19 protein-coding genes are annotated in these 24,262 nt (G+C 55.7%); 6 read left to right on the forward strand and 13 right to left on the reverse strand.

Annotation, left to right across the window (positions count from 1 at the left end; genetic code table 11):
- The first annotated feature begins 5 nt into the window (after positions 1-5).
- Together folB and folK are read left to right on the forward strand one after the other, a co-directional pair.
- The gene (gene folB, locus ACNKU7_RS01480; protein ID WP_418295178.1) at positions 6-377 is read left to right on the forward strand and encodes a dihydroneopterin aldolase; all 372 of its coding nucleotides are present in this window, start codon (positions 6-8) and stop codon (positions 375-377) included.
- Between the two features lie 2 nt (positions 378-379).
- A complete protein-coding gene (folK, locus tag ACNKU7_RS01485) occupies positions 380-871 on the forward strand; it encodes a 2-amino-4-hydroxy-6-hydroxymethyldihydropteridine diphosphokinase (protein ID WP_418295179.1) in 492 nt (163 codons plus the stop codon).
- Positions 872-932: 61 nt separating this feature from the next.
- Here the strand turns inward: folK and ACNKU7_RS01490 are convergent, their stop codons facing one another.
- Positions 933-2,045, reverse strand: coding sequence for an NADH:flavin oxidoreductase (locus ACNKU7_RS01490; RefSeq protein WP_418295180.1), 1,113 nt, complete (start codon positions 2,043-2,045; stop codon positions 933-935).
- Positions 2,046-2,169: 124 nt separating this feature from the next.
- Between ACNKU7_RS01490 and ACNKU7_RS01495 the strand changes: the two genes are divergently transcribed.
- A complete protein-coding gene (locus ACNKU7_RS01495) occupies positions 2,170-2,631 on the forward strand; it encodes a winged helix-turn-helix transcriptional regulator (protein WP_418295181.1) in 462 nt (153 codons plus the stop codon).
- 44 nt (positions 2,632-2,675) lie between these two features.
- On the opposite strand, the gene ACNKU7_RS01500 is transcribed toward ACNKU7_RS01495, so the two are convergent.
- From ACNKU7_RS01500 to ACNKU7_RS01510, 3 genes are read right to left on the reverse strand one after another with little or no spacing between them, the layout of a single operon-like run.
- Positions 2,676-3,254 (reverse strand): phosphoribosyltransferase, encoded by a 579-nt coding sequence (locus tag ACNKU7_RS01500; protein WP_418295182.1) that lies wholly within the window; start codon positions 3,252-3,254, stop codon positions 2,676-2,678.
- Positions 3,255-3,280: 26 nt separating this feature from the next.
- The gene (locus tag ACNKU7_RS01505) at positions 3,281-4,006 is read right to left on the reverse strand and encodes a pteridine reductase (RefSeq protein ID WP_418295183.1); all 726 of its coding nucleotides are present in this window, start codon (positions 4,004-4,006) and stop codon (positions 3,281-3,283) included.
- 43 nt (positions 4,007-4,049) lie between these two features.
- The gene (locus ACNKU7_RS01510) at positions 4,050-5,270 is read right to left on the reverse strand and encodes a multifunctional CCA addition/repair protein (protein WP_418295184.1); all 1,221 of its coding nucleotides are present in this window, start codon (positions 5,268-5,270) and stop codon (positions 4,050-4,052) included.
- A 489-nt stretch (positions 5,271-5,759) separates the two neighbouring features.
- Here ACNKU7_RS01510 and ACNKU7_RS01515 point away from each other — a divergent pair, with 489 nt between their 5' ends.
- Positions 5,760-6,323, forward strand: a complete 564-nt coding sequence (locus ACNKU7_RS01515; RefSeq protein WP_418295185.1) for a helix-turn-helix domain-containing protein — start codon at positions 5,760-5,762, stop codon at positions 6,321-6,323.
- A gap of 104 nt (positions 6,324-6,427) precedes the next feature.
- On the opposite strand, the gene ACNKU7_RS01520 is transcribed toward ACNKU7_RS01515, so the two are convergent.
- The 3 genes from ACNKU7_RS01520 to ACNKU7_RS01530 all read right to left on the reverse strand — a co-directional run bounded on the left by ACNKU7_RS01520 (position 6,428) and on the right by ACNKU7_RS01530 (position 11,270).
- A complete protein-coding gene (locus tag ACNKU7_RS01520; protein ID WP_418295186.1) occupies positions 6,428-7,990 on the reverse strand; it encodes a SpoVR family protein in 1,563 nt (520 codons plus the stop codon).
- Positions 7,990-9,270, reverse strand: coding sequence for a YeaH/YhbH family protein (locus ACNKU7_RS01525; RefSeq protein ID WP_418295187.1), 1,281 nt, complete (start codon positions 9,268-9,270; stop codon positions 7,990-7,992). The genes ACNKU7_RS01520 and ACNKU7_RS01525 overlap by 1 nt, the downstream gene beginning before the upstream one ends.
- Positions 9,271-9,347: 77 nt before the next feature.
- The gene (locus tag ACNKU7_RS01530) at positions 9,348-11,270 is read right to left on the reverse strand and encodes a PrkA family serine protein kinase (RefSeq protein WP_418295188.1); all 1,923 of its coding nucleotides are present in this window, start codon (positions 11,268-11,270) and stop codon (positions 9,348-9,350) included.
- Positions 11,271-11,663: 393 nt separating this feature from the next.
- On the opposite strand from ACNKU7_RS01530, the gene galE reads away from it, so the two are divergent.
- Both galE and ACNKU7_RS01540 read left to right on the forward strand, forming a co-directional pair.
- Positions 11,664-12,692: a UDP-glucose 4-epimerase GalE gene (gene galE, locus ACNKU7_RS01535; protein WP_418295189.1), complete on the forward strand. Its 1,029-nt coding sequence runs from the start codon at positions 11,664-11,666 to the stop codon at positions 12,690-12,692.
- Between the two features lie 159 nt (positions 12,693-12,851).
- The gene (locus tag ACNKU7_RS01540) at positions 12,852-13,838 is read left to right on the forward strand and encodes a TauD/TfdA family dioxygenase (RefSeq protein ID WP_418295190.1); all 987 of its coding nucleotides are present in this window, start codon (positions 12,852-12,854) and stop codon (positions 13,836-13,838) included.
- Here the strand turns inward: ACNKU7_RS01540 and ACNKU7_RS01545 are convergent.
- From ACNKU7_RS01545 to ACNKU7_RS01570, 6 genes are all read right to left on the reverse strand, one after another.
- Positions 13,825-17,079, reverse strand: a complete 3,255-nt coding sequence (locus tag ACNKU7_RS01545) for a phosphopantetheine-binding protein (RefSeq protein ID WP_418295191.1) — start codon at positions 17,077-17,079, stop codon at positions 13,825-13,827. The genes ACNKU7_RS01540 and ACNKU7_RS01545 overlap by 14 nt on opposite strands.
- A 303-nt stretch (positions 17,080-17,382) precedes the next feature.
- Complete coding sequence (locus ACNKU7_RS01550; RefSeq protein WP_418295192.1) at positions 17,383-18,213, reverse strand: symmetrical bis(5'-nucleosyl)-tetraphosphatase; 831 nt, start codon at positions 18,211-18,213, stop codon at positions 17,383-17,385.
- 11 nt (positions 18,214-18,224) lie between these two features.
- The gene (gene rsmA / locus ACNKU7_RS01555) at positions 18,225-19,043 is read right to left on the reverse strand and encodes a 16S rRNA (adenine(1518)-N(6)/adenine(1519)-N(6))-dimethyltransferase RsmA (RefSeq protein WP_418295193.1); all 819 of its coding nucleotides are present in this window, start codon (positions 19,041-19,043) and stop codon (positions 18,225-18,227) included.
- Between the two features lie 46 nt (positions 19,044-19,089).
- On the reverse strand, positions 19,090-20,085 hold the full coding sequence (gene pdxA / locus ACNKU7_RS01560; RefSeq protein ID WP_418295194.1) for a 4-hydroxythreonine-4-phosphate dehydrogenase PdxA: 996 nt from the start codon (positions 20,083-20,085) through the stop codon (positions 19,090-19,092).
- Between the two features lie 5 nt (positions 20,086-20,090).
- Positions 20,091-21,452 carry a peptidylprolyl isomerase gene (locus ACNKU7_RS01565; RefSeq protein WP_418295195.1) on the reverse strand — a complete coding sequence of 454 codons (1,362 nt, stop codon included), beginning with the start codon at positions 21,450-21,452 and terminating at the stop codon, positions 20,091-20,093.
- The gene (locus ACNKU7_RS01570) at positions 21,452-24,163 is read right to left on the reverse strand and encodes an LPS-assembly protein LptD (protein ID WP_418295196.1); all 2,712 of its coding nucleotides are present in this window, start codon (positions 24,161-24,163) and stop codon (positions 21,452-21,454) included. The genes ACNKU7_RS01565 and ACNKU7_RS01570 overlap by 1 nt, the downstream gene beginning before the upstream one ends.
- Positions 24,164-24,262: the final 99 nt, after the last annotated feature.

A 24,262-nucleotide genomic window follows, 5' to 3' on the forward strand; every position in this document is an offset into this window, starting at 1 on the left:
CTGGATTGGATATCGTATATATCCGCGACCTGAAGATAGACACCATCATCGGTATCTACGAATGGGAGCGCGAGGTGAAGCAGACCGTAAGCCTGGATCTCGAGATGGCTTTTGATATCAGGGAAGCGGCGCGCACCGACAACATTGAGCACACCCTCAACTACAAGGCTGTGGCCAAGCGACTGATCGCGTTTATCGAGGGCAGTGAATTCCTGTTGGTGGAAACCATGGCCGAGCAGGTGGCGGAGATCGTGCGCAAGGAGTTCAATGTGAGCTGGCTGCGCCTGCGCCTGTCCAAGCCCGGCGCTGTGCGCGGTGCGCGCGATGTAGGGGTGATTATCGAGCGCGGCAGCAAGTTGGCCGCTGGAGCGGTGTGAGTATGGCCAGGGTCTATCTGAGTCTCGGCAGCAATATCAATCGTTGCGAGCACCTGAGTGCCGGCCTCGATGCGCTGGTGCGTGAATTCGGTGACCTGCAAATGTCGCAGGTCTACGAAAGTGAGGCGGTCGGATTTGAGGGCGACAATTTTTATAATCTCGTTGCTGCGGTAGAAACTGACCTGCCAGTAGGTGAGCTGGCGCTGCGGCTGCGCCAGATTGAAGACGACAACGGCCGCCTGCGCAGCGGTCCCAAATTCAGTGCGCGAACACTGGATATCGATATTCTCACCTACGATGATCGCGCCGGGGATGTGGATGGGGTGACGCTCCCGCGCGATGAAATTCTCAAAAATGCGTTCGTATTGTTGCCGCTGTCGGAGCTGGCGCCGGATTCGGTGCATCCGGTTGAGGGAAAAACGTATCAGCAGTTGTGGGACGAATACGATCAGGCCTTACAGAAACTGTGGCCGGTGGAATTTGACTGGCCGTGAGGTGAGGCGATAAAAAAAGCGGCCATGATGGCCGCTTTTTTATTTTGAGGCCGCCGGAAAATCAGCTCAGGCTTGCCAGTGCTTCTTTGGTGAAAGGCACAATCTCTTCTTCGCGGCCTTCGCGTACTTTTACCAGCCAGTTCGGATCCTGCAGCAGCGCGCGGCCTACAGCGATCATATCGAACTCGTTGTTGTCCATGCGGCGAATCAGCTCGTCCAGGCCGGTGGGGTTGGCGGTGCCGCCCATGCCCTGGTTATTGCCACCGATAAAATCGTCGTCGAGACCGACGCTGCCGACAGAAATTACCGGTTTGCCGGTAAGTTCCTTGGTCCAGCCTGCGAGGTTCATGTCAGAGCCTTCAAATTCCGGTACCCAGAAGCGTCTTGTGGAAGCGTGGAAAATGTCGACGCCGGCATTTACCAGCGGGTTCAGGAAGCGCTGCAGTTCTTCCGGGGTCTGCGCCAGGCGGGCGTCATAGTCCTGCTGTTTCCACTGGGAATAGCGCAGCACGATTGCGAAGTCCTCACCCACCGCATCGCGCACCGCCTCAACAATCTCTACCGCAAAGCGGGTACGGTTTTCCAGGGAGCCGCCGTACTCGTCGTCACGCTGGTTGGTGCCCTCCCAGAAAAACTGGTCGATCAGATATCCGTGGGCGCCATGGATTTCGACACCGTCAAAACCGACCTCTTTGGCGGCTCTGGCTGCATCGGCGAAGGCCTTGATGGTGTCCTGAATGTCGGCCCTGGTCATGGTATGGCCGCTGGGCTTGCCGGGCTTGAACAGGCCGGAAGGTGAGTGGCCGGGAACAGATTTGTCCGGGCCGGTGCCTTCCTGGCGCACCGATCCTACATGCCACAGCTGGGGAATGATCTGGCCACCGGCGGCATGCACTTCATCCACCACATTTTTCCAGCCGGCCAGGGCTTCCTCTCCATGGATGGCGGGCACATTTTCGTATCCATTGGCGGCGGGGTGGCCGACGAAGGTTCCTTCAGTGATGATCAGGCCCACATCGCCCTCGGCACGGCGGCGGTAGTATCCGGCCACCTGGTCGTTGGCGACATAGCCGGGCGACGCGGTGCGGGTCATCGGGGCCATGGCCACGCGGTTGCGCAGTTTCAGGGATTTGTGCTCGAAAGGACGCAACAGACTGTCCAGCGACGCGCTCATATCACACTCCGGGTAATTCTCAGGTAATACATAAAACCGAACCCGCCTGGGCGGGTCAATATGGTTGCGTTATGAAACTTCATTTGGTTTCTTATTGCAACCTTATTCACTTATACTGCCCGGCATGACACGTAAACGATTTGATGACCTGGGTTGCTCGGTAGCCTGTGCGCTCAACGAAGTGGGTGATTGGTGGTCGCTGCTGGTAATCAAGCAGGCGATGCTGGGCACGCGGCGCTTTGTTGATTTCCAGAACAGCCTCGGCATAGCCAAGAATATTCTGTGTGACCGCCTGTCCCGCCTGGTCGACAACGGTGTGCTGGTGCGCGTGAACGTCGGAGAGCACGGCACGCGCTATGAGTATCGCCTGACCGAAAAGGGCCGGGATCTGTTTACGGTAGTGGTTGCGCTGCGCCAGTGGAGTGAGCGCTGGAACGGCAACAAGGATGAGATGCGTTTGGTCGCGCGTGACACAGGTATGCCGATCGCCCCGGTGGCAGTGCAGAGTGCGGATGGAGACCCGTTGAGGATTACGGACGTACTGTTTGTCGATGAGAATGGCGAGCCAGTGGAGCAGGCAGGCTAATGGCAGGGCGCAGCCGGCAACCGGCAGCGCCCTTCAGTTCCGCTTTATTTCTTCCCGTTTTTCAACTGCCGTAACGTCTCTTGGTGTTGTCGCAGCTCAGGCTTGTTGGCAAAGATTTCCTCTTCCGACAGTCCTTTCAGCTCGTGGGGGAAAACCAGCCATGCATCGGTTTCATGCAGGTAATAGTCTGGTGTCTGGTTGGTGCGGTTGCGGCTGGGCTTGAAGTACGGGCAAGCGATGCGAATTTCCGGGGTGTTTTTCTTGCAGGCCTTGCGCATGTCCGAGATGGCCTGCTGGACACTGAGGCCGGTATCGTAAACGTCATCTACCATCAGCATTTTCTGGTGCGATTCCACCTGCTTGATGAGGTAGGTGAGGCCGTGCACCTTGACCTCTTTCTCGCGCTGATCCAGTCCTGAATAGGACGATGTCCGGATGGCGATATGATCCGCGTGGAAGCCCAGGAAATCGAACATCTCCTGTACCGCGATCCCGATTGGTGCGCCGCCGCGCCAGACGCCGACGATGTAGTCAGGGCGAAAGCCGCTTTCCACCACCTTCAGTGCCAGCGTATAGGAATCCTCCAGCAGGGACTGGGCGGAAATGTACTGTTTTTCACTCACGCGGATACCTCTCTTCGTGCCGCGGTTTACATGTTCAGGCTGCGGCCCCCATCAACCGCCAGCACCTGGCCGGTAATATAGGGTGCATAGGAAACCAGGAAGCGCGCCGTGCTGGCAATGTCTCTCGGGTCGCCACTGCGTCCCAGCGGGATGCGTGCCAGTATCTGTTCTTTGTTATAGCCTTCATTTTCCTGTTCTGGCCACAGAATTGCACCCGGCGCTATGGCATTGACGCGCACCTCAGGTGCCAGTTCCCGTGCGAGGCTCTTGGTCAGCATAACCAGTCCGGCCTTGGCGGCGCAGTATACGGTGTGCTGGGGCATGGGTTTTTCGGCGTGGATATCGGCCAAATTAACGATACACCCATTGTGCGCCTTCAGGCTGGGCGCCAGTGCCTGACACAGGAAAAACGGTGTTTTCAGGTTGCTGCCGACCAGTGTATCCCAGTGTTCCTCATTGGCGGTGCCTATGGGGGTGGGGAAGAAGGCGGAGGCATTGTTGACCAGCACGTCAAGGCCGCCAAAAGCGTCCAGTGCTGTGTTAGCCAGCGCCTCGCACTCTGCGGCGCTGGACAGGTCGCTCTGTAACGCGATTGCGGAGCGGTGGCGCCTGGCATTCAGGGATTCGACCAGGCTATGCGCCGCGTCAGCTGAATGGCGGTAGTGAATGATGATGTTGTGGTCGCGATGTAGCTCTTCCGCAATGGCGCGTCCGAGCCGGGCTGCGGCGCCGGTAATCAGGGCGGTGGGCATCTTATCTGCTCGTCAGGATGTAATTAGCGTACGGGGAAGTGGGTCAGGCACGATAACAGTCTTTCAGTGCGGCAATGGCTTCAATTCGCGCGCGATCCAGTGCCTTGCCCAATTCTGCACCCTCAAAGCCGGCATCCATCAGGGCCTGGGGGCTTACAGCAGCTGCTGCATCCCGCGCGGCACGTAAATAGTTCACCTGGGGGTAGTCCCGGTCTTCCATCCCCAGGCGTCCGCGGGCATCGGCTTCGCAGCTTAGCAGGAACTGTTCATACTTCTGCGGGTTGCGCAGGCCGTCGAGGGCGCGCAGCAGTTTCATGATGGTTTGCGGGCGCAATTCAAACGCCTTGTGGCAGTGGAGGTGGTACTCACATACCCCGAGCGCCAGGGATTTGATCGGATTGGGTACTCTCAGGCGCTCGCACACAGCTTTGACGAGCGGCAAACCGGCACTCTCGTGGCCCCGATGGCTGGGCAGGACTTCTTCCGGCGTGATGCCCTTGCCCAGATCGTGTACCAGCACGGCGAAGCGCACCGGCAGTTCTGCTGGGGCCTGGCGCAGGGCGCGCAACACGTGATCCCCGGTGTCCACTTCCGGGTGGTGCTGCGGTGGCTGAGGCACCCCGAACAGGCGGTCGACCTCTGGCAGCAGGACTGCCAGTGCGCCGCATTCACGCAGCACCTCAATAAACACATCAGGGCGTGGTTCCAGCAAAGCGCGGCTGACTTCTTTCCAGACGCGCTCTGCCACGAGATGTTCCACTTCCCCTGCATCTACCATCCCGCGCATCAGCGTCATAGTTTCCGGCGCTACGGAAAAGCCCAGCGGTTGATAGCGCGCGGCGAACCGGGCAACGCGCAGGATTCTCAGGGGATCCTCGGCGAAGGCTGGGGAAACGTGCCGCAACAGGCGTGCGTGCAGATCCGATTGTCCGCCGTAAGGATCAATGATTTCACCGTCTTCGGTTTCCGCCATGGCATTGACGGTGAGATCCCGGCGCTGGAGATCCTGCTCGAGGGTGACATCGGGACTGGCGTATACGGTGAAGCCGCCATAACCGTGGCCGCTTTTGCGCTCGGTGCGTGCCAGGGCGTGTTCGTCGCCGGTTTCGGGGTGCAGGAATACCGGGAAATCCTTGCCTACCGGGCGAAAGCCAAGCGCCAGCATTTCAGCCTCGGTTGCCCCGACGACCACCCAGTCTTGCTCGTGTACCGGGCGCTGGAGAAGTTTGTCGCGCACTGCGCCGCCGACGAGATAGGTTTTCACAGGAACCCCTCCGGGGAGTGGTCTTGTTTGGGGCTGATAAAAGAATGGGGGCCGGAATTTGCCATAAATCCACTAAACCTGGCTGTGTCGCGGCTGGCGTCAGGGTGAAAGACAGAGAGAAGGGGCTGGAAGATAAAAAAAAGGCCCCGAAAAAACAAGGGGGCCCAGGGTCTTAGGGTATTCGTAAATACGAAAGCTCAACAAGCTCGTGCGCGCCAGGAGGGGGTGGATAGGAGCAAAAAGACCGAAATTGCTACGCTATCGCATCAGATGGGCGCATATTGCTGGCGAATTAGTGACCATTCAGCAATGTGGCGACTATTCTATTTAACCTGTCATACCTGTCAACCTTGGATATTACGAATTTATTGAGGGGAGTGCCGGCTAGTTCGTTAAACATATATGGGCGTAGTATTTACACCTGTTTATTTGCTTTAATGCAGCATAATTGATAATTAAAAGCGCGATTCGTGGGGGAAAGTAATAATTATGAGCGAAGTGAACGTGCTAACTACGGGTGAGGCGGCCCGTTATTGCGGAGTCAATTTCCGCACAGTAATCCGCTGGATCGAACGCGGGCAGTTGAAAGCCTACAAACTTCCCGGTCGAGGTGATCACCGGATTTGTGTGGAAGACTTTGTCAGCTTCCTGCGCGACAACGCGATGCCGGTTCCCGCTGATCTTGCCGCGGCAAGCCGCAAAGTATTGCTGGTTTCTGCGGCGCCTGAGCTGGTAGCCAGCCGCCTTGTGCTCCAGCAGGCGGGATTTGATGTGGATCTGGCTACAGACAGTTTCTCGGCCGGGGCATTGCTGGTAAGTGCCAAGCCCGCGGTTCTTGTCCTTGATGCCAACCTGGCGGGTGTGGAAGGTTTCCAGATTCTGGACATGATCCGATCGCGCAGCGAATTTTCATCTGTGACAACCCTGCTGGTGGCTCCAGAGGGTGAAGTCGACCAGCAGCGCTGGGTGACGGCCGGGGCAGATGCGGTTGTGCCTGCTAACTGTGACCGCAATGCACTGCTGGCCCGAATCAACCTGCTGCTGGACTTGTAACCGGGATTTTCGGATTGGAGCTGGCTCTCTCCATGACGCGAAGCGGGCGTTAGCCCGCGTCGACATTTCCTGCCTGCGGGATACAACTGGCTGCCGCCGCTGACTCAAATCGGTTTCGGCACCAGCATGTATTCCTCTTCCTCTGAACGGTCTCTTCCCTGCTCTGGGCAGTGGAAGCTCGCTGTAATTTCATCCCCATTAAAGCTGTGTAAATGCACATCAAAGCCCCACAAGCGGTGCAGGTGGCGCATGACTTCGGCTGTGTCGCGCCCCAGTGGGCGGCGCTGGTGCTGGGTGTGGTGCAGCGTCAGTGAGCGATCCCCCCTGGTATCTACGGAGTAGACCTGGATGTTCGGTTCCCGATTGCCAAGATTGTACTGGCCTGCAAGCTTGGCGCGGAGCTCGCGGTAGCCATCTTCATTGTGAATTGCGTTGACCAGTATTTCCTTTTCGCGGTCGTCGTCTGAAATACAGAATAATTTCATATCCCGCATGACTTTGGGGGACAGGAACTGCAGGATGAAACTCTCGTCTTTGAAGTCGCGCATGGCGAACTGCAGTGTTTCTTTCCAGTTGGTGCCGGCAATATCCGGGAACCAGGCCCGATCTTCCTCTGTGGGGTTCTCGCAGATGCGCCTCAAATCGGTGAAAATACTAAACCCGAGTGCGTATGGATTGATGCCGTTGTAATACGGGCTGTCGTAAGATGGCTGGTAAATTACACTGGTGTGGCTCTGGAGGAATTCCATCATGAAGCCATCGGTGACTTTACCGCGCTGGTAGAGCTCGTTTAGTAAGGTGTAATGCCAGAAGGTAGCCCAGCCTTCATTCATGACCTGGGTCTGGCGCTGTGGATAAAAGTACTGCGCCATCTTGCGGACGATTCGCACAAGCTCTCGCTGCCAGTTCTCCAGCAGCGGTGCATTTTTTTCGATGAAATACAGGATGTTTTCCTGGGGTTCATCAGGGAAGCGCTGGACTGCAACCTGCTCGTCACCTCCATTCAACTTCGGAATGGTTCGCCACAGGTCATTGAGTTGGCGCTGCCGATACTCCTCACGTTCTTTTTGTCGCCGCTCCTCCTCATGTGCGGAAATAGGATAGGGGCGCTTATAGCGATCCACACCGTAATTCATCAGGGCATGGCAGGAATCCAGTAATGCCTCGACTTCATCGACGCCGTGTCGCTCTTCGCAGCGGGCGATATAGTTTTTGGCGAACAGAAGGTAGTCAATAATACTGCTGGCATCAGTCCAGCTTCTGAACAGGTAGTTGCCTTTAAAAAATGAATTGTGCCCATAACTGGCGTGAGCGATCACCAGGGCCTGCATGGCCATGGTGTTTTCTTCCATGAGGTAAGCGATGCAGGGGTTTGAGTTGATTACAATCTCGTAAGCCAGTCCCATGCGTCCGCGCTGGTAGTTGTTCTCAACGCTGATGAATTGTTTGCCGAAGGACCAGTGGTTGTAACCCACCGGCATTCCAACCGATGAGTAGGCATCCATCATTTGCTCTGAACAGATGATTTCTATCTGGTTGGGATAGGTGTCCAGCCCGAATTCCTTGGCAATTTGCCCAATTTCCCGGTCGTATTCCTGAATAAGCTCGAAAGTCCACTCGGAAGTTGTGGAAATTGGTTGCTTGTTTTCAAATGTGGTATCGAGCATCACGCGGCAACCTTCTGACTGAATAACTGGCGGAATACCGGGTATATATCCTGAAGGTCGACGATCTGCTCCATGGCGAAGTGGTCAGGAAACACCTGGGCAACGCTCTGGTATTCCTCCCACAATGCCTGATGGTCACGGGGAGTAATCTCTACGTAGGAGTAGTACTGCACGTGGGGCATGATGTCATCGATGAGGATTTTATGGCAGGTGCTGGAGTCGTCATTCCAGTTGTCGCCATCCGAGGCCTGCGCGCCATAGATATTCCATTCGCTGTCGGGATAGCGGTCGCGCATGATATCGCGCATCAGTTTGAGTGCGCTCGAAACAATGGTTCCGCCGGTTTCCCGGGAGTAGAAAAACTCCTGTTCATCGACCTCTTTGGCGCTGGTGTGGTGTCGAATGAATACTACTTCGGTATATTCATAACTCCGTTGCAGGAATAGATAGAGCAGCAGGAAGAAACGCTTGGCCATATCCTTTGTGGCCTGATTCATCGAACCGGACACGTCCATCAGGCAGAACATAACGGCCTTTGAGCGTGGGCGCGGCTGGCGAACCAGGAGGTTGTACTTCAGGTCGAAGTCGTCAAGGAATGGGATCCGATTTACCCGGCTCCTTAGATCTTCGATTTTGAGCCGAAGCTGCTCAATAATCCTCTGGTCGCGGAGTGCTGGATCTTTCTCTTCCTCCAGTTGTAACTCCTGTTCCAGTAATTTGAGATTGCGGCGCTTGCCACCGCTCAATGCGATGCGCCGTGCATTGGCCGCGCGCATGGAACGAACAACGTTCAAGCGGCCTGGTGTGCCCTCGTTGCTGATTCCTGCCCGAACAACCTGGAACGACTCATTTCCCGCAAGCTTGCGTTTTACCATGTTGGGCAGTTGCAAACCTTCGAACATAAAGTCGAGGAATTCTTCCTGGGAAATCTGGAAGACAAACTCATCCATGCCTTCGCCGCTGTCACTGGCGCCGCTGCCGCCAGATCCACTTCCCTGTCCCTGCCCAGGTCGCGGAATTCGGTCGCCGGTGATGAACTCCTTGTTGCCGGGTAACACCTGTTCCATGTGGCCGCCGCGGCCATTCGAGAATATGGGCTCATTCAGGTCGCGGGTGGGAATACTGATCTTCTCGCCTTTGCCCATGTCGGTGATGGATCGGCTGTTCATCGCTTCGCCGACAGCCTTCTTGATATGTGCCTTGTAACGGCGCAGGAATCGCTGGCGGTTTACGGTGCTTTTCTTCTTGCCATTCAGGCGTCGGTCGATGATATAGCTCATAGTACTGCCTTAGACCTGGTGCATTCAGGTCGTAAATTGGCGGCCACCATGGGTGGCCGCCAGTGGGCCGGCTGGAGTTACTGAGATTTGCGCACCCGTAGATACCACTCGGAAAGCAGTCGCACTTGTTTCTCGGTATATCCACGCTCAACCATGCGGTCAACAAAATCTGCATGTTTCTTCTGGTCGTCTGCAGAAGCCTTGGTGTTGAAGGAGATTACTGGGAGAAGGTCTTCCGTATTCGAGAACATTTTTTTCTCGATCACTGCGCGCAATTTCTCATATGAACGCCAGTCCGGATTCTTGCCCTGGTTGCCAGCGCGGGCGCGCAGGACAAAGTTGACTATTTCATTGCGGAAATCTTTCGGGTTGGAGATTCCGGCGGGCTTTTCAGTTTTCTCCAGCTCTTCATTGAGCGCTGCGCGATCCAGTATTTCGCCGGTCTCCGGATCCCGATATTCCTGATCCTGAATCCAGAAGTCTGCATAGGTCACATATCGGTCAAACAGGTTTTGACCGTATTCTGCATAGGACTCCAGGTAGGCCGTCTGGATCTCCTTGCCGATGAACTCTACATAACGGGGTGCCAGGTACTCCTTGATGAATCCAAGGTAGTTCTCCTGAATTTCCGGCTGGAATTGCTCCTGCTCAATTTGTTGCTCAAGTACGTAGAGCAGATGTACCGGGTTGGCCGCCACTTCGGTTGCGTCGAAATTGAATACCTTCGACAGGATCTTGAACGCGAAGCGGGTTGACAGGCCATTCATACCCTCGTCGACACCGGCGTTGTCACGGTACTCCTGCATGGTCTTTGCTTTGGGATCCGTGTCTTTCAGGTTTTCGCCATCGTACACTCGCATCTTCGAGAAAATGCTGGAGTTCTCCGGGTTTTTTACGCGGGAGAGAACGGAAAACTGCGCGAGCATACGCAGGGTGTCCGGCGCGCAAGGTGCATTCGCGAGGGAGCTGTGTTCCAGCAGCTTGTCGTAAATCTTGATCTCTTCTTTAACCCGCAAGCAGTAGGGTACTTTTACGATATAGATCCGATCAAGGAATGCTTCATTGTTGCGATTGTTCCGGAACGACTGCCACTCGGATTCGTTGGAGTGGGCGAGGATAATGCCGTTGAATGGAATTGCACCGAGACCTTCCGTACTGTTGTAGTTTCCTTCCTGGGTTGCGGTAAGGAGCGGGTGCAGTACCTTGATGGGGGCTTTGAACATCTCCACGAATTCCATCAGGCCCTGATTGGATCGGCACAGGCTTCCGGAAAAGCTGTACGCATCCGGGTCGTTCTGCGGATAGTCCTCCAGCTTGCGAATGTCGACCTTGCCGACCAGCGCAGAAATGTCCTGGTTGTTCTCATCGCCCGGTTCGGTTTTCGCAATAGCGATTTGATCGAGTATCGATGGGCGGACTTTTACGACTCTGAATTTACTGATGTCTCCCTTGTATTCATGCAGTCGTTTCACTGCCCAGGGCGACATGATGGTATTCACGTAGCGGCGAGGGATGCCATAGTCTTCTTCCAGGATTTGGCCGTCCTCAGTAGGGGAGAATAGCGCCAGAGGCGACTCAAATACTGGCGACCCCTTGATGGCGTAGATGGGTACTTGCTCCATGAGTGACTTGAGCCGCTCTGCCAGGGAAGACTTGCCGCCGCCCACCGGGCCGAGTAGATACAGGATCTGCTTCTTCTCTTCGAGGCCCTGGGCCGCGTGACGGAAGAAAGAGACAATCTGCTCAATTGCTTCCTCCATTCCATAGAATTCATTGAACGCCTTGTATCGCTTGATGACCTTATTGGAAAAGATGCGCGAGAGTCGGGGGTCGCGAGAGGTGTCGACCAGCTCCGCCTCGCCAATGGCCATCAGCATCCGCTCTGCGGGTGAGGCATAGGCGCTGCGGTCGTTTTTGCACAGTTCCAGGTACTCCTGGATGGTGAGTTCTTCTTCCTGAATCGACTCGTAGCGTTCCAGGTAGTGATTGAATATCGACATGTCGTACGACTCCCTGTAGCGTACCGCGCCAGTAACCGGCCTCCTGCCGTGGAGTGCCAATTGCGCTGCAGCGTGGTGGTGATCGCGAATACATCCCGCAACGATTGCTGAAGAGCGCTGACGCGCGAGAACGCTATCTTTATTGCCTATTGATTGCGCGACGGTTCTGCTGTCGCACAGGGGACTGCATTCAGTTCCCGCATCTTCAGGATAGCCATGGTTGTGACGTTCAATGTCGGATAGCCGCAAGAAAGGTTGATATATGCGCCTGTTTTGCGAATGGCTTCCAGCGCGTAAAATGCGTCACATTACTCATGCCTGGATCGGAAAATCTTCCGGTATTCAGCGCAATAGCAAAAAATACGACATGAAAACCGCGAAATAAGGAAAATCATGAAAGTTTTGGTTACCGGCGGTGCCGGCTATATCGGCAGCCATACCTGTGTGGAATTGATAGAGGCCGGGCTGGAGCCGATTGTGGTGGACAATCTCTGTAACAGTAGTGCAGAAGCGTTGCGAAGGGTGGAGGCTATTACCGGCAAAGCGGTGGCGTTGCATCGGGTGGATATCCAGGATGCCGAGGGGTTGCGAGAAGTTTTTCGCCAAAACCAGGTGTCAGCTGTGATTCATTTTGCCGGCCTGAAGGCTGTTGGTGAATCAGTTTCCCAGCCCCGTCGTTATTACCAGAACAATGTTGCTGGTACGTTGACCCTGTGCGAAGTGATGGAGGAGTTTGGTGTTCGCCAGTTAATCTTCAGTTCTTCTGCCACGGTGTATGGTGATCCGGCGAGTGTGCCGATTCGTGAAGATTTCCCTACCGGCGCGACCAATCCATATGGCGCCAGTAAACTAATGGTCGAAGACATCCTGCGCGATCTCTGTAAGGCACCGGGCAATACATGGAAAGTCAGCCTGTTACGCTACTTCAATCCTATTGGCGCCCATGAGAGTGGCACGATTGGCGAAGATCCTGCAGGTATTCCCAACAACCTTCTGCCCTATGTAGCCCAGGTCGCTGTTGGCCGTTTGCCGCAGTTGCAAGTTTTCGGTGATGATTACCCGACACCGGATGGCACCGGGGTGCGGGACTACATTCATGTTGTTGATCTTGCCCGGGGGCATTTGGCGGCTTTGCACCGGATGCAGCAGGTTGATGCTTCAAGTGGGTGTCACACTTACAATCTTGGCACCGGTCGCGGCAGTTCTGTGCTGGAAATTGTTCGTGCTTTCGCTGAGGTTTCCGGAAGAGAAATTCCCTATGCGATTGTTCCGCGCCGACCGGGAGATATCGCAGAGTGTTATGCAGATCCCGCATATGCCGAACAGGAGCTTGGCTGGCGAGCAGAGTATGATTTGAATCGAATGGTTGAAGATACCTGGCGCTGGCAGTCCAATAACCCTAATGGATACCGGGAGTCCTAAGTAAGTCTTGGTGCTGGCATTTCGCCGGTGAACCGTGTTTCATGGTGCGTGTTTACTGGCGAATTGAGACTTCGACTGGTTAGAATGAACTTGAAAAAAAAGATTGATTGAGCGGTAGATACCTGAAACTTGATAAAAACCTACATGGAGGCTGGGGGGATGAGTGAAGGGCTGAAATTTGGAATGATGGAGGGGAGCTACTTTCCACTTGTGGTAACACATGAGGATCCCTCGTTCGATATTGCCCATTGGGCACAGCAGAATCGAAGTGAAATTCGTGAGCTGCTAAACAAGCATGGTGCAGTCCTGTTTCGCGGGTTTGATATTAAGGATATTGCCGAGTTTGAGCGATTAGCGGTTGCATCCACGAATGGCGACTGGGTTCCATACCTGGAAGCGACATCTCCCAGGGACCATGTCCAAAGCCGGACTTCGACTTCTACTCGTTACCAAAATGATCGCACGATCTTCTTCCATAACGAGAAATCCTATTCCGGCGAATGGCCATACAATTTGTTTTTTTACTGTGATGTAGAACCGAAGGTCGGTGGGGAAACGCCACTTTCAGATTGCCGTCAGCTGTATCTGGATATTCCGGAAGATATCCGTGAAAAGTTTGAGCGAAAAAAGCTCAAGTATGTCCGAAGGTTCAGCAACAATATGGGAATTCCATGGAAGCAGGCTTTCAATGTTGAAACCCGTGCTGAGATGGAGCAGTTTTGCCGCGATAACTATATCAACGACCTGCAATGGGCAGATGATGGTACTCCCATACTCTCATACGTGAGGAACACGGCCATAGATCACCCATTAACTGGTGAGAGAGTTTGGTTTAATCACGGCACCTTTTTCAATGTTCATTCCCTTGAGCCTGAGCTCAAGGAGTTTTTCCTCGAAACCGTTGGGCAGGATGGGTTGCCTTACAATACCTACTATGGCGATGGAGAGGAAATCGAGGAGGAAGTTGTTCAGGTTTTGCGCTACTTGTATGAAAAAAATTCTTTTTCATTTAAGTGGCGGCAGAGAGATGTCATATTGATTGACAATATGCTTCTCTCTCACGGCCGCCGCCCTTTTGAAGGTGAACGTAGTATTCTTGTCACCATGACCGGTCGAGTGGACTACACCGAAGTCAACTCGATTTAGCCGTAGCGGTTACGGATATGACGGGTGTTGCTGCAGTTGCAGTAGCACCTGATCCAAAGTAGATAGTGTAAAGTTTTTGTCCCATATACAGGGATAGGCCAAAAAAGGCCGTCATAGATAAGGCAAGTCCTGCCGGTACCCCCATCGCAGTAATAAGCTCAGCCAAAGGGCGAACCAGCTCATGGCCAATAAATAGTGGGAAGGCCAGAATCCCAATCACTGATAATATTTGCAGAGATGAATCGAGCGGGCCAACTTCGCTGGACTGCTTGCGACAAAGATAATTAAAGATGCCGACAGTGCCTAGCAGGATGCAGCCCAAATAGAATGGCCAAGTCCAAAGGTACAGCCCTTTTGGCCAGTCGAACCAGCGAACATATTCTCCGGTTTCCACCGAAATTATTACCGATAAAAGTATCAGTAATGCACCGGCATGGGCATAAGGAGCGAGTGAATCTCCGCGCTCTATTGAATGCTTCAGGGAGTTGCCAATGGCTGCTCCCAGCAGAACACCCGCAGACATTTCCAGGTAGTTGTATTTTGCCGTGAGCAGAAGAATCCAAGGTTGGACCAGTGCGTTTTGGGACGGTGCGATCTCTGTAGAATCAATAGCCAAATGAAGACAATAGAATGCGCAGGAAAAGGACAGGCAGGTCATACTGAATGCGCTGAATAACCGTAATACTCGTAGCCACAATGGAATGCTGAGTACTGCGAACAAATAGTAGAAAATTACTGAATAATAAGCGTTGGCAACATCAAGCGGTTTAAGCCCCTCACCTGCCATATAGATATTGGCTATACGTATCAATGCCAGAGCGGTCATGCCGGCTACAAGCAGCAGAACATTGCGCATTGCAAGCTTGTCTACGGATTTTCGGTTTTTATCAAACCGAGGCAACATAAAGAAACCGATGCCCGCGCCAAATACGATCGCAAACCCGGGTGTCCCGGAACTGTAAACCGGCGCCAAGTAGCGGTTTATCTGCCCGGCTAAAGCTGGTAAACGCTCAATAACACCTGGCATCCAGTGCGCAGCAATATTCATAAGGACCAAGAGTCCCCGCATTGCATTCAGTGCCAGACTTGCGGACGCCATGGGCGTTCGAAAATTTTCACCGATTTCAGGAGGTTGTTGTTGAGTATTGCCCGTTGTTGGGCTTGTGGCTACTTTATGCGTGTGGTCTATTTCTTGATATTTTTTTTGCGAGGCGAATTCTGGTTCTGTAGCAAGTATCTGACGGATACTCATACCTTCAAAAATTTTCCGACAGGTTGTTCGCTTCAAACCCGCTGCTTCCATGCGCATGGTGACGCGAATAGCCGATAGTGAGTCACCGCCTAGGTCGAAGAAGTTGTCATCAAGCCCGATGTTGTCGATTTTCAAGGCCTCTCGCCAGATTTCAACCAGTCTGAATTCCATGCCATGATCGATTTCTCTTGCAGCCTGTCGGGATTCGTCACCCAAATCTAACGGTGCCTGGCTATTCTTGGTCTGCTGGACTATTTGGGCAATGGTGAACCCTTGAAAAATTTTCTTGCAGGTTTCTTTAGGGACGCCAGCCTTCTCCATGCGAAGTGCGACACGGATGGCGGAAAGTGAATCACCGCCCAAGCCAAAAAAGGTCTCGTTTTCGCTGACCTGATCCAGCTTTAGTACGTCTTGCCAGATGGCAATAAGGCTTTTAGATAGCGTATCTTTGGGGAGATCCTCGAGCGAAGTTGCGGCGTTGGTGGCACAATCTAGGCTGTTGAGTATTTGCGAAATACTGAGGCCGGAAAAAATTTTCCGAGAAACTTCGCGAGGAATGCCAGATTTTTCCATTCGGGTAGCGACGCGAATTGCGGAGAGGGAGTCACCGCCCAAGTCAAAGAAATTGTCTTGGACTGATATTGGGTGCACCTTGAGAATTTCTTCCCAGATTGCGATAAGCTGGCTTTCGCTAGCTGTGCTTTCATTAATAGATTCTGGGCGAACTGGAGGAATCGGTGCGGCGGATGGCGGGGTATTCGAGTTTAAGAGTTTGGTCAGTTCATTTCGCTTTACTTTGCCCGTGCTCGTTTGGGGAAACGCTTCGAGCTTCAGTAGTGGCCAGTTGGCACCTCTAATGCCATTGTCAGCAAGTATTTGGCGAAAGGCATCGGTCAAGAGTAGATCTGGGCATTTACATTGACTGGAAATTGCGAGTGCAGGCTGATCTCCAAGGTCTTTGTGGGGAACTTTAAATACCGCAATTCCAGATTGCAGTTTAAGACGGCTGCGTAACGCTTGTTCGAGGCTATCGGGAGAAAGTTTTATCCCCCCGCAATTGATCAGGTCATCCATGCGACCATCAAAGAACAGATATCCATCGACTTCGTGGCCGCGGTCATTGGTGGTGAACCAGCCTTCGCTGTCTACCAGGGATTCCTTCCGCCCTTCAATTAAAAGCGCACTGGCCATGTGTGGGCCGCGTATCTGGATTGCGCCGGTTTCACTGATTTTTAACTCCACACCGGGCGTTGCGTGACCGACCGACTCCAGTTGGTGTTCTGGTGTTTTATCGATACGTAAAAATGTTGTGCGGGATGCTTCCGAAAGTCCGTAGTGTTGCGCAATATATGCATTCGGAAAGAGTTCGCGAAGCTGTACTTTTTCCTCCGCACTCATGTATTGGCTGCCGATTTCAATCCAGCGCACCTTTGCGCCGACATGCTCGAATAGTTTTGGCTCTTCCAGTAGCAGGCGCCAAAGTGATGGCACGGCGGAGATGGCGTTTATTTCATCCCTCTCCAGCATCTGCTGGATTTCTATGGGATTGAATCCGTGTTCGGGCAAAAAGAACCTGCCTCCGACGGCGCTAACTGCCCGGCAGCGTCCAAATCCGAACGAATAGTTGACGGGGACGCCAACATATTCGCGAATAGTAGAGTCCATTTCCATCGCGGAAATAATCCGCTCGGTTGTATTCGCTAGTCCCTGATGGGATAACAGGACGCCTTTTGGTTGCCCCTCAGTGCCCGAAGTAAACAGAATCTGGGCGCCGCGTTTAGATTTTTTGGGCGTGTATGCCGGTCCGTCATACCAGCCAAACACCTCACGGATGGATATTGTTTCTTTGATTTGGACGTTCGGTACGCGCCGTGGATCCCAGTCGGTGCCGATATTTATGAAGAGATCGCCTTGGTTCAGTACCGTAAATGCTTGGTGGACGTATTCAAGGGAGTTCTTTGCTTCAAGTCCTGTGGCTAGCTCGGTCATTTGACGGTCCTGTCGAATCAGCTCGTTTTTCTCGGTTTGGAAGGCGCGACACAAGCGCTGAGTGCCTGTTTGCAAAAGGCAGCGTTGATGACTCAAAAATGAGTGAGCAGGAATGGAAGGGAGGTCGAAAGGAGCGACGCCTTCGTGGGTAGGTATAACGATCCCTGTTCATTTCAATGCTGCCCAGTTGTGGTCACGGGCATTTGGCGCGATTTTCTTTACAATCCACTGTATTCGCGCCAGAAACCATTATTTACTGAAAGCAGGGGAATAATCTAGCCCGCGGGAGAAATGCGTGACGGGTCAGAGGGATTCATCGCAATCCGCACAGTAAAAGCTTTCATCATCCAGCCGCATCGCGGTCAGATAGCCTCCCCAGACGCAACCGGTGTCCAGGGCATACACATTCCTGGTATTCGCCTCGCCTTCCAGGGCGGCCCAGTGCCCGAAAATGACCCGGTCGTTTTTTGTTTTGCGGTGGTCAAAACTGAACCAGGGACGGTAGTCGTGGTGTGCCGCCAGCGGGCCCTGTTTGGTGACGAGATCCAGAGTGCCGTCCGCTTTGCAGAAGCGCATGCGGGTGAAATAGTTGGTGATCGAGCGCAGGCGTTCGACGCCGATCAGGTGGTCACTCCACAAGTGTGGTTCGTTGCCGTACATACCGAAGAAATAGGCCTCGGCCATGGCCGGATCCTGCAGCGCCCTGTGCACCTCTCCAGCGAGTTCCAGCGCCTTGCTCATACTCCACATCGGTGGGATACCGGCATGTACCATGGAGAAATACTTGCCGGCCACTTTCTTGTGCACCATGAGTGGCTGCTTTTGTAGCCAGCCCAGGAGTTTGTCGGCGTCCTTGGCTCGCAACACTTCGGCCAGATCGTGTTCCTTGTCTGTCAGCCGCTTGGCGCCGTGGGCGAGTGCCAGCAGGTGCAGGTCGTGGTTGCCGAGCACGGCGGTGATCTGGCTGCGGTGTTCGTAGAGAAATCGAAGGGTGCCGAGGCTGTCGGGGCCTCGATGCACCATATCCCCAGCCAGCCAGAGCTTATCCCTGTCGGGATTGAAACGGATCTTCTGCAGCAGCCGGTGTAACGGTTCCAGGCAGCCTTGTATATCGCCAATTGCGTAAGTAGCCACGATGCGGTCGCTTACTCGGTGTCTTGTGCTGGTGGTGCCAGCGTGGAACAGAAGTCGGCGAGCTGCACGTATTCCTGCACGCTGAGGGTTTCGGGGCGGCGGCTGGTATCCACGGGCAGCTGTGTCATGTCCATATCCGGGAACAGCGGCTTGAGAGCGTTGCGCAGGGTCTTGCGGCGCTGCTGGAAGGCGACGCTGACGATGCGCTCCAGCAGTTTTTCGTCTTTGGCCGGGTGCGGCAGCGTCTGGTGAGGGATCAGGCGAACGATCGCGGAATCCACTTTTGGCGCGGGGCGGAAAGACTGGGGGGGTACCGGGAACAGGCCCTGTACGCGGCAGAAGTATTGGGTCATGACGCTCAAGCGCCCGTAAGACTTGGCGCCCGGCACCGCCGCCAGGCGATCCACCACCTCTTTCTGCAACATAAAGTGCATGTCCTGCACTTTGCCGCGGAAGCTCAGTAGGTGGAACAGCAGCGGGGTCGAGATGTTATACGGCAGGTTACCAACAATGCGCAGTTGCTCTCCCTCACCGGCCAGGCTGCCGAAGTCGAATTTCAGCGCGTCCTTTTCGATGATGGTGAAGTCCGGGTAGTCGCGGAACTTGAATTGCAGCATCGGAATGAGGTCGCGATCCAGCTCAACCGCAGTCAGCGAAGGGCAGCGATCCAGCAGCAGAGCGGTAATCGCGCCCTGCCCCGGGCCGATTTCCACCAGCTTGTCAGTGTCTTTCGGGCCGATGGCACGCACGATGCGCTCAATGATGTTCTCGTCCACCAGGAAGTTCTGGCCGAAGCGCTTGCGCGCCTTGTGTTGGAAAAAATTGTCCATGAATTGGTTTGTTCGCCTGCAAGCAGGCTCCTGCAAAGAAGAGTCGTTAAATATGACGCAGTTGAGCCAGGGTGATGGCCTGGCTCAGGGCCGCCTCGAGGCTGCCGGTCTCGGCGATACCCTGCCCGGCGATATTGAGCGCGGTGCCGTGATCCACGGAAGTGCGGATGAATGGCAATCCCAGGGTGATGTTGATGGCGCGCCCGAAACCCTTGAATTTTAACACCGGCAAGCCCTGGTCGTGGTACATGGCGAGTACGGCGTCGCAGCGGGCCAGCTGGGGCGGGGTAAACAGGGTATCTGCGGGCAGGGGGCCAATGAGCTCCAGGCCAAGTGCACGCAGGGTGTCGAGTGCGGGCTCGATGACTTCGATTTCCTCGCGCCCCAGGTGACCGCCTTCACCGGCGTGGGGGTTCAGGCCGCATACACCGATACGCGGACGCTCGATACGGAACTGGTCGCGCAGGCTGCGGTGCAGGATCGTGAGTACCTGCTGCAGGGATTGTGTGCTGATTGCGGCGCTCACATCTTTCAGCGGCAAATGGGTCGTGGCCAGGGCAACACGCAGGTCATCAGCGGCGAGCATCATCACCACTTTTTCCACGCCCGCCTGTTCGGCAAAGAATTCAGTGTGACCGGAAAACGGCACTCCGGATTCATTGATCACGCCCTTGTGCACGGGGCCTGTCACTACGGCATCGAACTCCCGGGTCAGGCAACCCGCAGCCGCGCGGCGCAGGGTTTCCAGCACGTAGGGGCCATTCGCCGGATCCAGTTGGCCGGGGGTGGCGGCGTTGGCCAGATCAACTGGCACAACGTGCAGGCTGTTTGCCGGTGTGGGTTCCGCAGGGGTATCTGCGCGAAATGGAATGAGCGTGAGAGGCATGTTCAGGCGGGCAGCCGCCTCACTCAGCAGCGTCGGATCGGCAATCGCAATTATCTGGGCCGGGCCGCTGGCGGGCCCGGAAGCGGCCAGTTTGACCGCCAGTTCAGGGCCTATCCCGGCGGGCTCGCCGGGCGTAAAGGCAATGCGGGGGATCATGGGCCTTACTGTTCTTCGCTCGGCTTCACGTCAGCGGCGGACGCATCCCCGGCTTCGGGCAGCTTGATTTCCACGAACGCCTGGTCGCGGATCTCCTGGCGCCAGTTCTGCAGTTCTTCCTCATAGCGGCGGTTGCGCAGCAGGTTGGCTGCCTGGTTGCGGATGTATTGATCCGTCATATCCTGCTGGCGGCGGCCTTCGACGCGCAGCAGGTGCCAGCCAAACTGGCTGCGGAATGGCATGCTCATCTCGCCTACCGGTGTGCTGTCCATCGCCTGGGTAAACTCCGGTACAAACTGGCCAGGGTTGGACCAGCCGAGGTCACCGCCCTGCAGCATGGTGCCGATATCTTCAGAATTCTCTTTCGCGGCATCCTCGAACTTGAGGTCGCCAGACTCGATTTTGCCACGCAGATCCATCAACAGCTTGTAAGCGTCGTCGTCACTGCGGATGGCGGAAGTCTTGACCAGGATGTGGCGCACTTTGGTTTGCTCTACGACCTGCTCAGAGGCACCGCCGCGTTGGTCATGAATTTTCAGGAGGTGGAAACCGGCGTCACTGCGGAATGGCTTGGACGTGTCGCCCACCTTCAGGTCTACCAGGGCATCGGCGAACAGGGTAGGGAGCTCTACGGTCTTGCGCCAGCCGAGGTCGCCGCCTTGCAGGGCGTTCTGGCCGGACGAGTTGCGGATGGCCAGTGCGCGGAAGTCTTCACCGCCAATGGCTTTTTCGTAGATGGATTCCGCTTTGGTGCGCGCCGCGGCCACTTCTTCCGCGGGTGCACTGGAGCCCACTGCGATCAGGATATGGCCGAGCTGGTACTGGGGCGACTTCCAGAATTCGCCCTCTTTGGAGCGCAGGAAGTTGTTGATGTCCTGGTCGGTAATCTGGATGCGGCGGTTTACGCTGCCCTGTTCTACCCGGCGGATAATCAGCTCGTGTCGGATCTGCTGCCGGAAGGCGTTATTGGAGATGCCATCCGCTTCCAGCTTGCGTTGAAACTGCTCCGGAGACAGCCCCATGTTCTGCTGCACCCGGGCGATTGCCTGATCCAGCTCGCTGTCAGAGATGGTGACACCGGCGCGCGCGCCCATCTGCAGCTGCAGGCGTTCGACAATGAGCTGCTCCAGCACCTGCCGGCGCAGGATGTCCATGGGTGGAGCCTGCACGTTTTGCGCGGCGATCTGCTGAGTGATGGTATTGAGGCGCTGTTGCAGCTCACTGGCCATGACCACATCGTCATCGACAACGGCAACCACTCGGTCGAGTTTCTGTACCTGAGCCAGGGCTGGCAATGTGAATGCGCACAGAGCGGCAAGGGTCAGCAGGCCGCGGCGGGTGAAGTTGAACATCTGCATTATTGTCATCACTGTTTCAGTACTTCTCTTTGTTCAAAGTTGGCAATGCCCTGGCTGAGCATACGGGTAACCGAGCCGCCAAGGCCAGCCAGACCTTTCAACTGCAGTTCCAGGTAGATGCCCTCGTCGAACTCAAGCTCTTCGGGGGTCACAACGTCTGCCAGGTCATTGTCGAGTCTGCGACGCCATACTACGCGAGTGCGGTAGCAGCATGTGTCGTATTCGATCCCGGCCAGGTACTCCAGTTCCCGGTCAAAGGTAATATCGTAGTTTGCCCGCGCCAGCAGGGACAGGCGAGTGTTTATGGGCCACGCCGCCGAGAGGTCGACCTGTTCGACCGGGCCTCGGGTCAGGTTGCCGTCGTCGTCGAACACTTCATCTGCGCGCAGGTAGCGGTAGCCGACATTGAACAGTCTGAAGTCGTCGTCGAGATAGCGCAGGCTGACGTTGCCGCGATCAATGGTGTGATCGCTGTCATCGTAGATCAGTTCGCTGCTGATGCGCAGGTCATTGGTGGGGCGGCTTTCCAGGCGTGCGGCGAACTCGGAACGCGGTGCCAGTTCGACTTGGCCATTCAACTCGATACGGACGTCGTCGGCGTAGAAAATCTGCCCCGCACTGGCGGAAAACAGGTCGCGGCCGCTGGCCGGGTCGATGATGCGGGATGTCAGGCCCAGCGCGGCGCGATCCGCATCATCGATGCGGTCATGGCCATTGAAGCGACTGCTGCGGAACAGCTGGTCATAGCTGAACGTAAACAGGGACGTATCGAACAGCAGGTCGTTGCCGCCGTCGCGGGGGCGGGTGCTGACATTGAAAAAGTCGCTCTGATCCGCCTCACTGCTGGTAAAGGCGAACAGGCGGGGCTCCAGGGTCTGGATATATTCGTGGCCGAAGAACAGGCCGTCGCGCTCGAAGAACAGCCCGGTGTCGATAGACAGCTGGCCGGCGGAGGCTTCCGGGGTATCCAAGGCTGGGTCAGCGAGAAAGGTATCCTCGAGCTCGTAGCCGAGGTAGATCCCGGTGAGTTTCGGGTTGAAAAAGCCCCACAACCACTGTTTGTCCCAGCCGAAGCTGTAGTCGATCCGGGTGCGCGTGGCATTGACGAAATTGCGGCTGCTCTCGGTCACGCTGTCAGGGTCATCCACATCGGCAATAAAACGGATGGTCTGGGTATCCGAGTGATCAAAGCCGGTAACCTCGTGCTCCATCAGGAGTTGCCAGTCGCCCCACTTGTAATTGCCGTTCAGGTTGACCCGGGGCAACTGGCTGTAGGTGTCGAAGCGATCCTTGACCAGCTGCTGGTATTCCTGGGCGCGCACGCTGGCAAGCCAGTGCTCACTGGCGAGGCTGGCCTCGGCCATCTGACTGAGGGCGGTTTCCGCGGACGCGTTGACGTTCTGCGGCACCTGCAGGTCGGCCGTGTCGAGGTCGCGGAAATAATCCGGGTCGCTGACCTTGGCGTAGTCGACATTGGTGCGCCACAAGCCGCCATTACCGCCCCTCTGGTTCACATTCACGAACCAGCGATCCTCACCCTTGGCGGGCAGTACCAGGTCTTCCGGGAAGCCCTCGCGGATCAGCTCACGGGCATCTTCATCATTGCCGCCCTTATCGTCGGGCAGGCCGGCAAGGCGAACCTCGGTGTTGAACAGCGGGCTCAGGTAACGGGTTTCCAGTTCCAGGCCGGTTCCGCGGTACTGGATATAGCGGGGTGTTATGGTGGCGTCGAGCTGGGGGGCTATGTTCCAGTAATAGGGAATGCCGATGTCCCAGCCATTGTCCTCATCGTTGCTGATACTGGGGAACAGGAAGCCGGACATGCGGTCGCTGCCCACCGGGAAGCGCAGGTAGGGGAAGTAAAACACCGGGATGTCGGCGATTTCCAGGCGCACATTGCGCGCGGTGCCCTGGCGCTCCACATTGTCGATGGCGATTTCGCCACCGGTCATGCGCCAGAAAACGTCATCCGGCTCACAGCGTGTATAGGTACCCTGAGTGAGGATCAGCTCACCGCTGGCTTCCCGGGAGGCATGCCGGGCGGTGCCGTGCACAAACTGGTCGTGCACTACATAGGTTGCGTCTTCAATCGAGGCGGCCTTGCTGTCGGTCTGGATCTCGGCGGCTTTGCCGCGCACCAGCAGGTTTGGCTCGCGCATCTCGATCGCGCCGCTGAGATAGGCGGAGTTTTCGTTGCGGTTGATATCCACCTGGTCCGCAAACAGCTGGCGGTAGCCCTGAGTGGCGTGCACATTGCCCCGCAGCTGGGCGGTGCCGTCGTCCAGCCAGTTTGCGTTATCCGCAGTAGCCCTGAGTGGGGCCTCTTCCGGCAGCAGGTTGGCGTCGGGGTAGTCTCGCGCCGGCGCGATGAAGGTGCCGCCGCAAACCGGCGGTAGCAGGCTGCGCTCTTCCGCGTCCAGCTGACTCCTGGGAAACCAGTCGAGGTGCAGGTACGGATTTTCACCGGACTGAGACACAGGCGCGGTTTCCTCGGCGGCCGCCCACAGGGGCTGCGCGGCAAGGAAGCCAATAACGAGTGTGCGTGGGCGCGACAATTGTCCTATTGCTAGCGCCAAACGGCGCCAGTGGGCAGCTTCCAGCATCGAATGAATTGTTCCGGCTATCTTTAGAGTCTGTTCCGTTGGCGAGATTGCGCGATAGCAGCCGCGGCTGCGCAGCCAGAGTGCCCGGATGATGCCGGCAATTGTGACAAGATTCATTGAACCTGTGACGCTGCCAGCGGGTCTGAAGCGCAAAAATCAGCGAAGGATTCTACTTGAATGGCCGTAGCCATGGAAACAATAGCGGGTGATACGTGC

The sequence above is a fragment of the Microbulbifer weihaiensis genome, assembly GCF_048323715.1.
In the GTDB taxonomy this organism is placed as follows: Bacteria; Pseudomonadota; Gammaproteobacteria; order Pseudomonadales; family Cellvibrionaceae; genus Microbulbifer.

Bases quoted from the DNA above. Each gene is read 5' to 3' on its own strand.
- folK (WP_418295179.1), top strand. From the start codon at position 380: ATGGCCAGGGTCTATCTGAGTCTCGGCAGCAATATCAATCGTTGCGAG.
- ACNKU7_RS01490 (WP_418295180.1), bottom strand. From the start codon at position 2,045: ATGAGCGCGTCGCTGGACAGTCTGTTGCGTCCTTTCGAGCACAAATCC.
- ACNKU7_RS01495 (WP_418295181.1), top strand. From the start codon at position 2,170: ATGACACGTAAACGATTTGATGACCTGGGTTGCTCGGTAGCCTGTGCG.
- ACNKU7_RS01505 (WP_418295183.1), bottom strand. From the start codon at position 4,006: ATGCCCACCGCCCTGATTACCGGCGCCGCAGCCCGGCTCGGACGCGCC.
- ACNKU7_RS01515 (WP_418295185.1), top strand. From the start codon at position 5,760: ATGAGCGAAGTGAACGTGCTAACTACGGGTGAGGCGGCCCGTTATTGC.
- ACNKU7_RS01520 (WP_418295186.1), bottom strand. From the start codon at position 7,990: ATGCTCGATACCACATTTGAAAACAAGCAACCAATTTCCACAACTTCC.
- ACNKU7_RS01525 (WP_418295187.1), bottom strand. From the start codon at position 9,270: ATGAGCTATATCATCGACCGACGCCTGAATGGCAAGAAGAAAAGCACC.
- ACNKU7_RS01530 (WP_418295188.1), bottom strand. From the start codon at position 11,270: ATGTCGATATTCAATCACTACCTGGAACGCTACGAGTCGATTCAGGAA.
- galE (WP_418295189.1), top strand. From the start codon at position 11,664: ATGAAAGTTTTGGTTACCGGCGGTGCCGGCTATATCGGCAGCCATACC.
- ACNKU7_RS01540 (WP_418295190.1), top strand. From the start codon at position 12,852: ATGAGTGAAGGGCTGAAATTTGGAATGATGGAGGGGAGCTACTTTCCA.
- ACNKU7_RS01545 (WP_418295191.1), bottom strand. From the start codon at position 17,079: ATGACCGAGCTAGCCACAGGACTTGAAGCAAAGAACTCCCTTGAATAC.
- rsmA (WP_418295193.1), bottom strand. From the start codon at position 19,043: ATGGACAATTTTTTCCAACACAAGGCGCGCAAGCGCTTCGGCCAGAAC.
- pdxA (WP_418295194.1), bottom strand. From the start codon at position 20,085: ATGATCCCCCGCATTGCCTTTACGCCCGGCGAGCCCGCCGGGATAGGC.
- ACNKU7_RS01565 (WP_418295195.1), bottom strand. From the start codon at position 21,452: ATGACAATAATGCAGATGTTCAACTTCACCCGCCGCGGCCTGCTGACC.
- ACNKU7_RS01570 (WP_418295196.1), bottom strand. From the start codon at position 24,163: ATGAATCTTGTCACAATTGCCGGCATCATCCGGGCACTCTGGCTGCGC.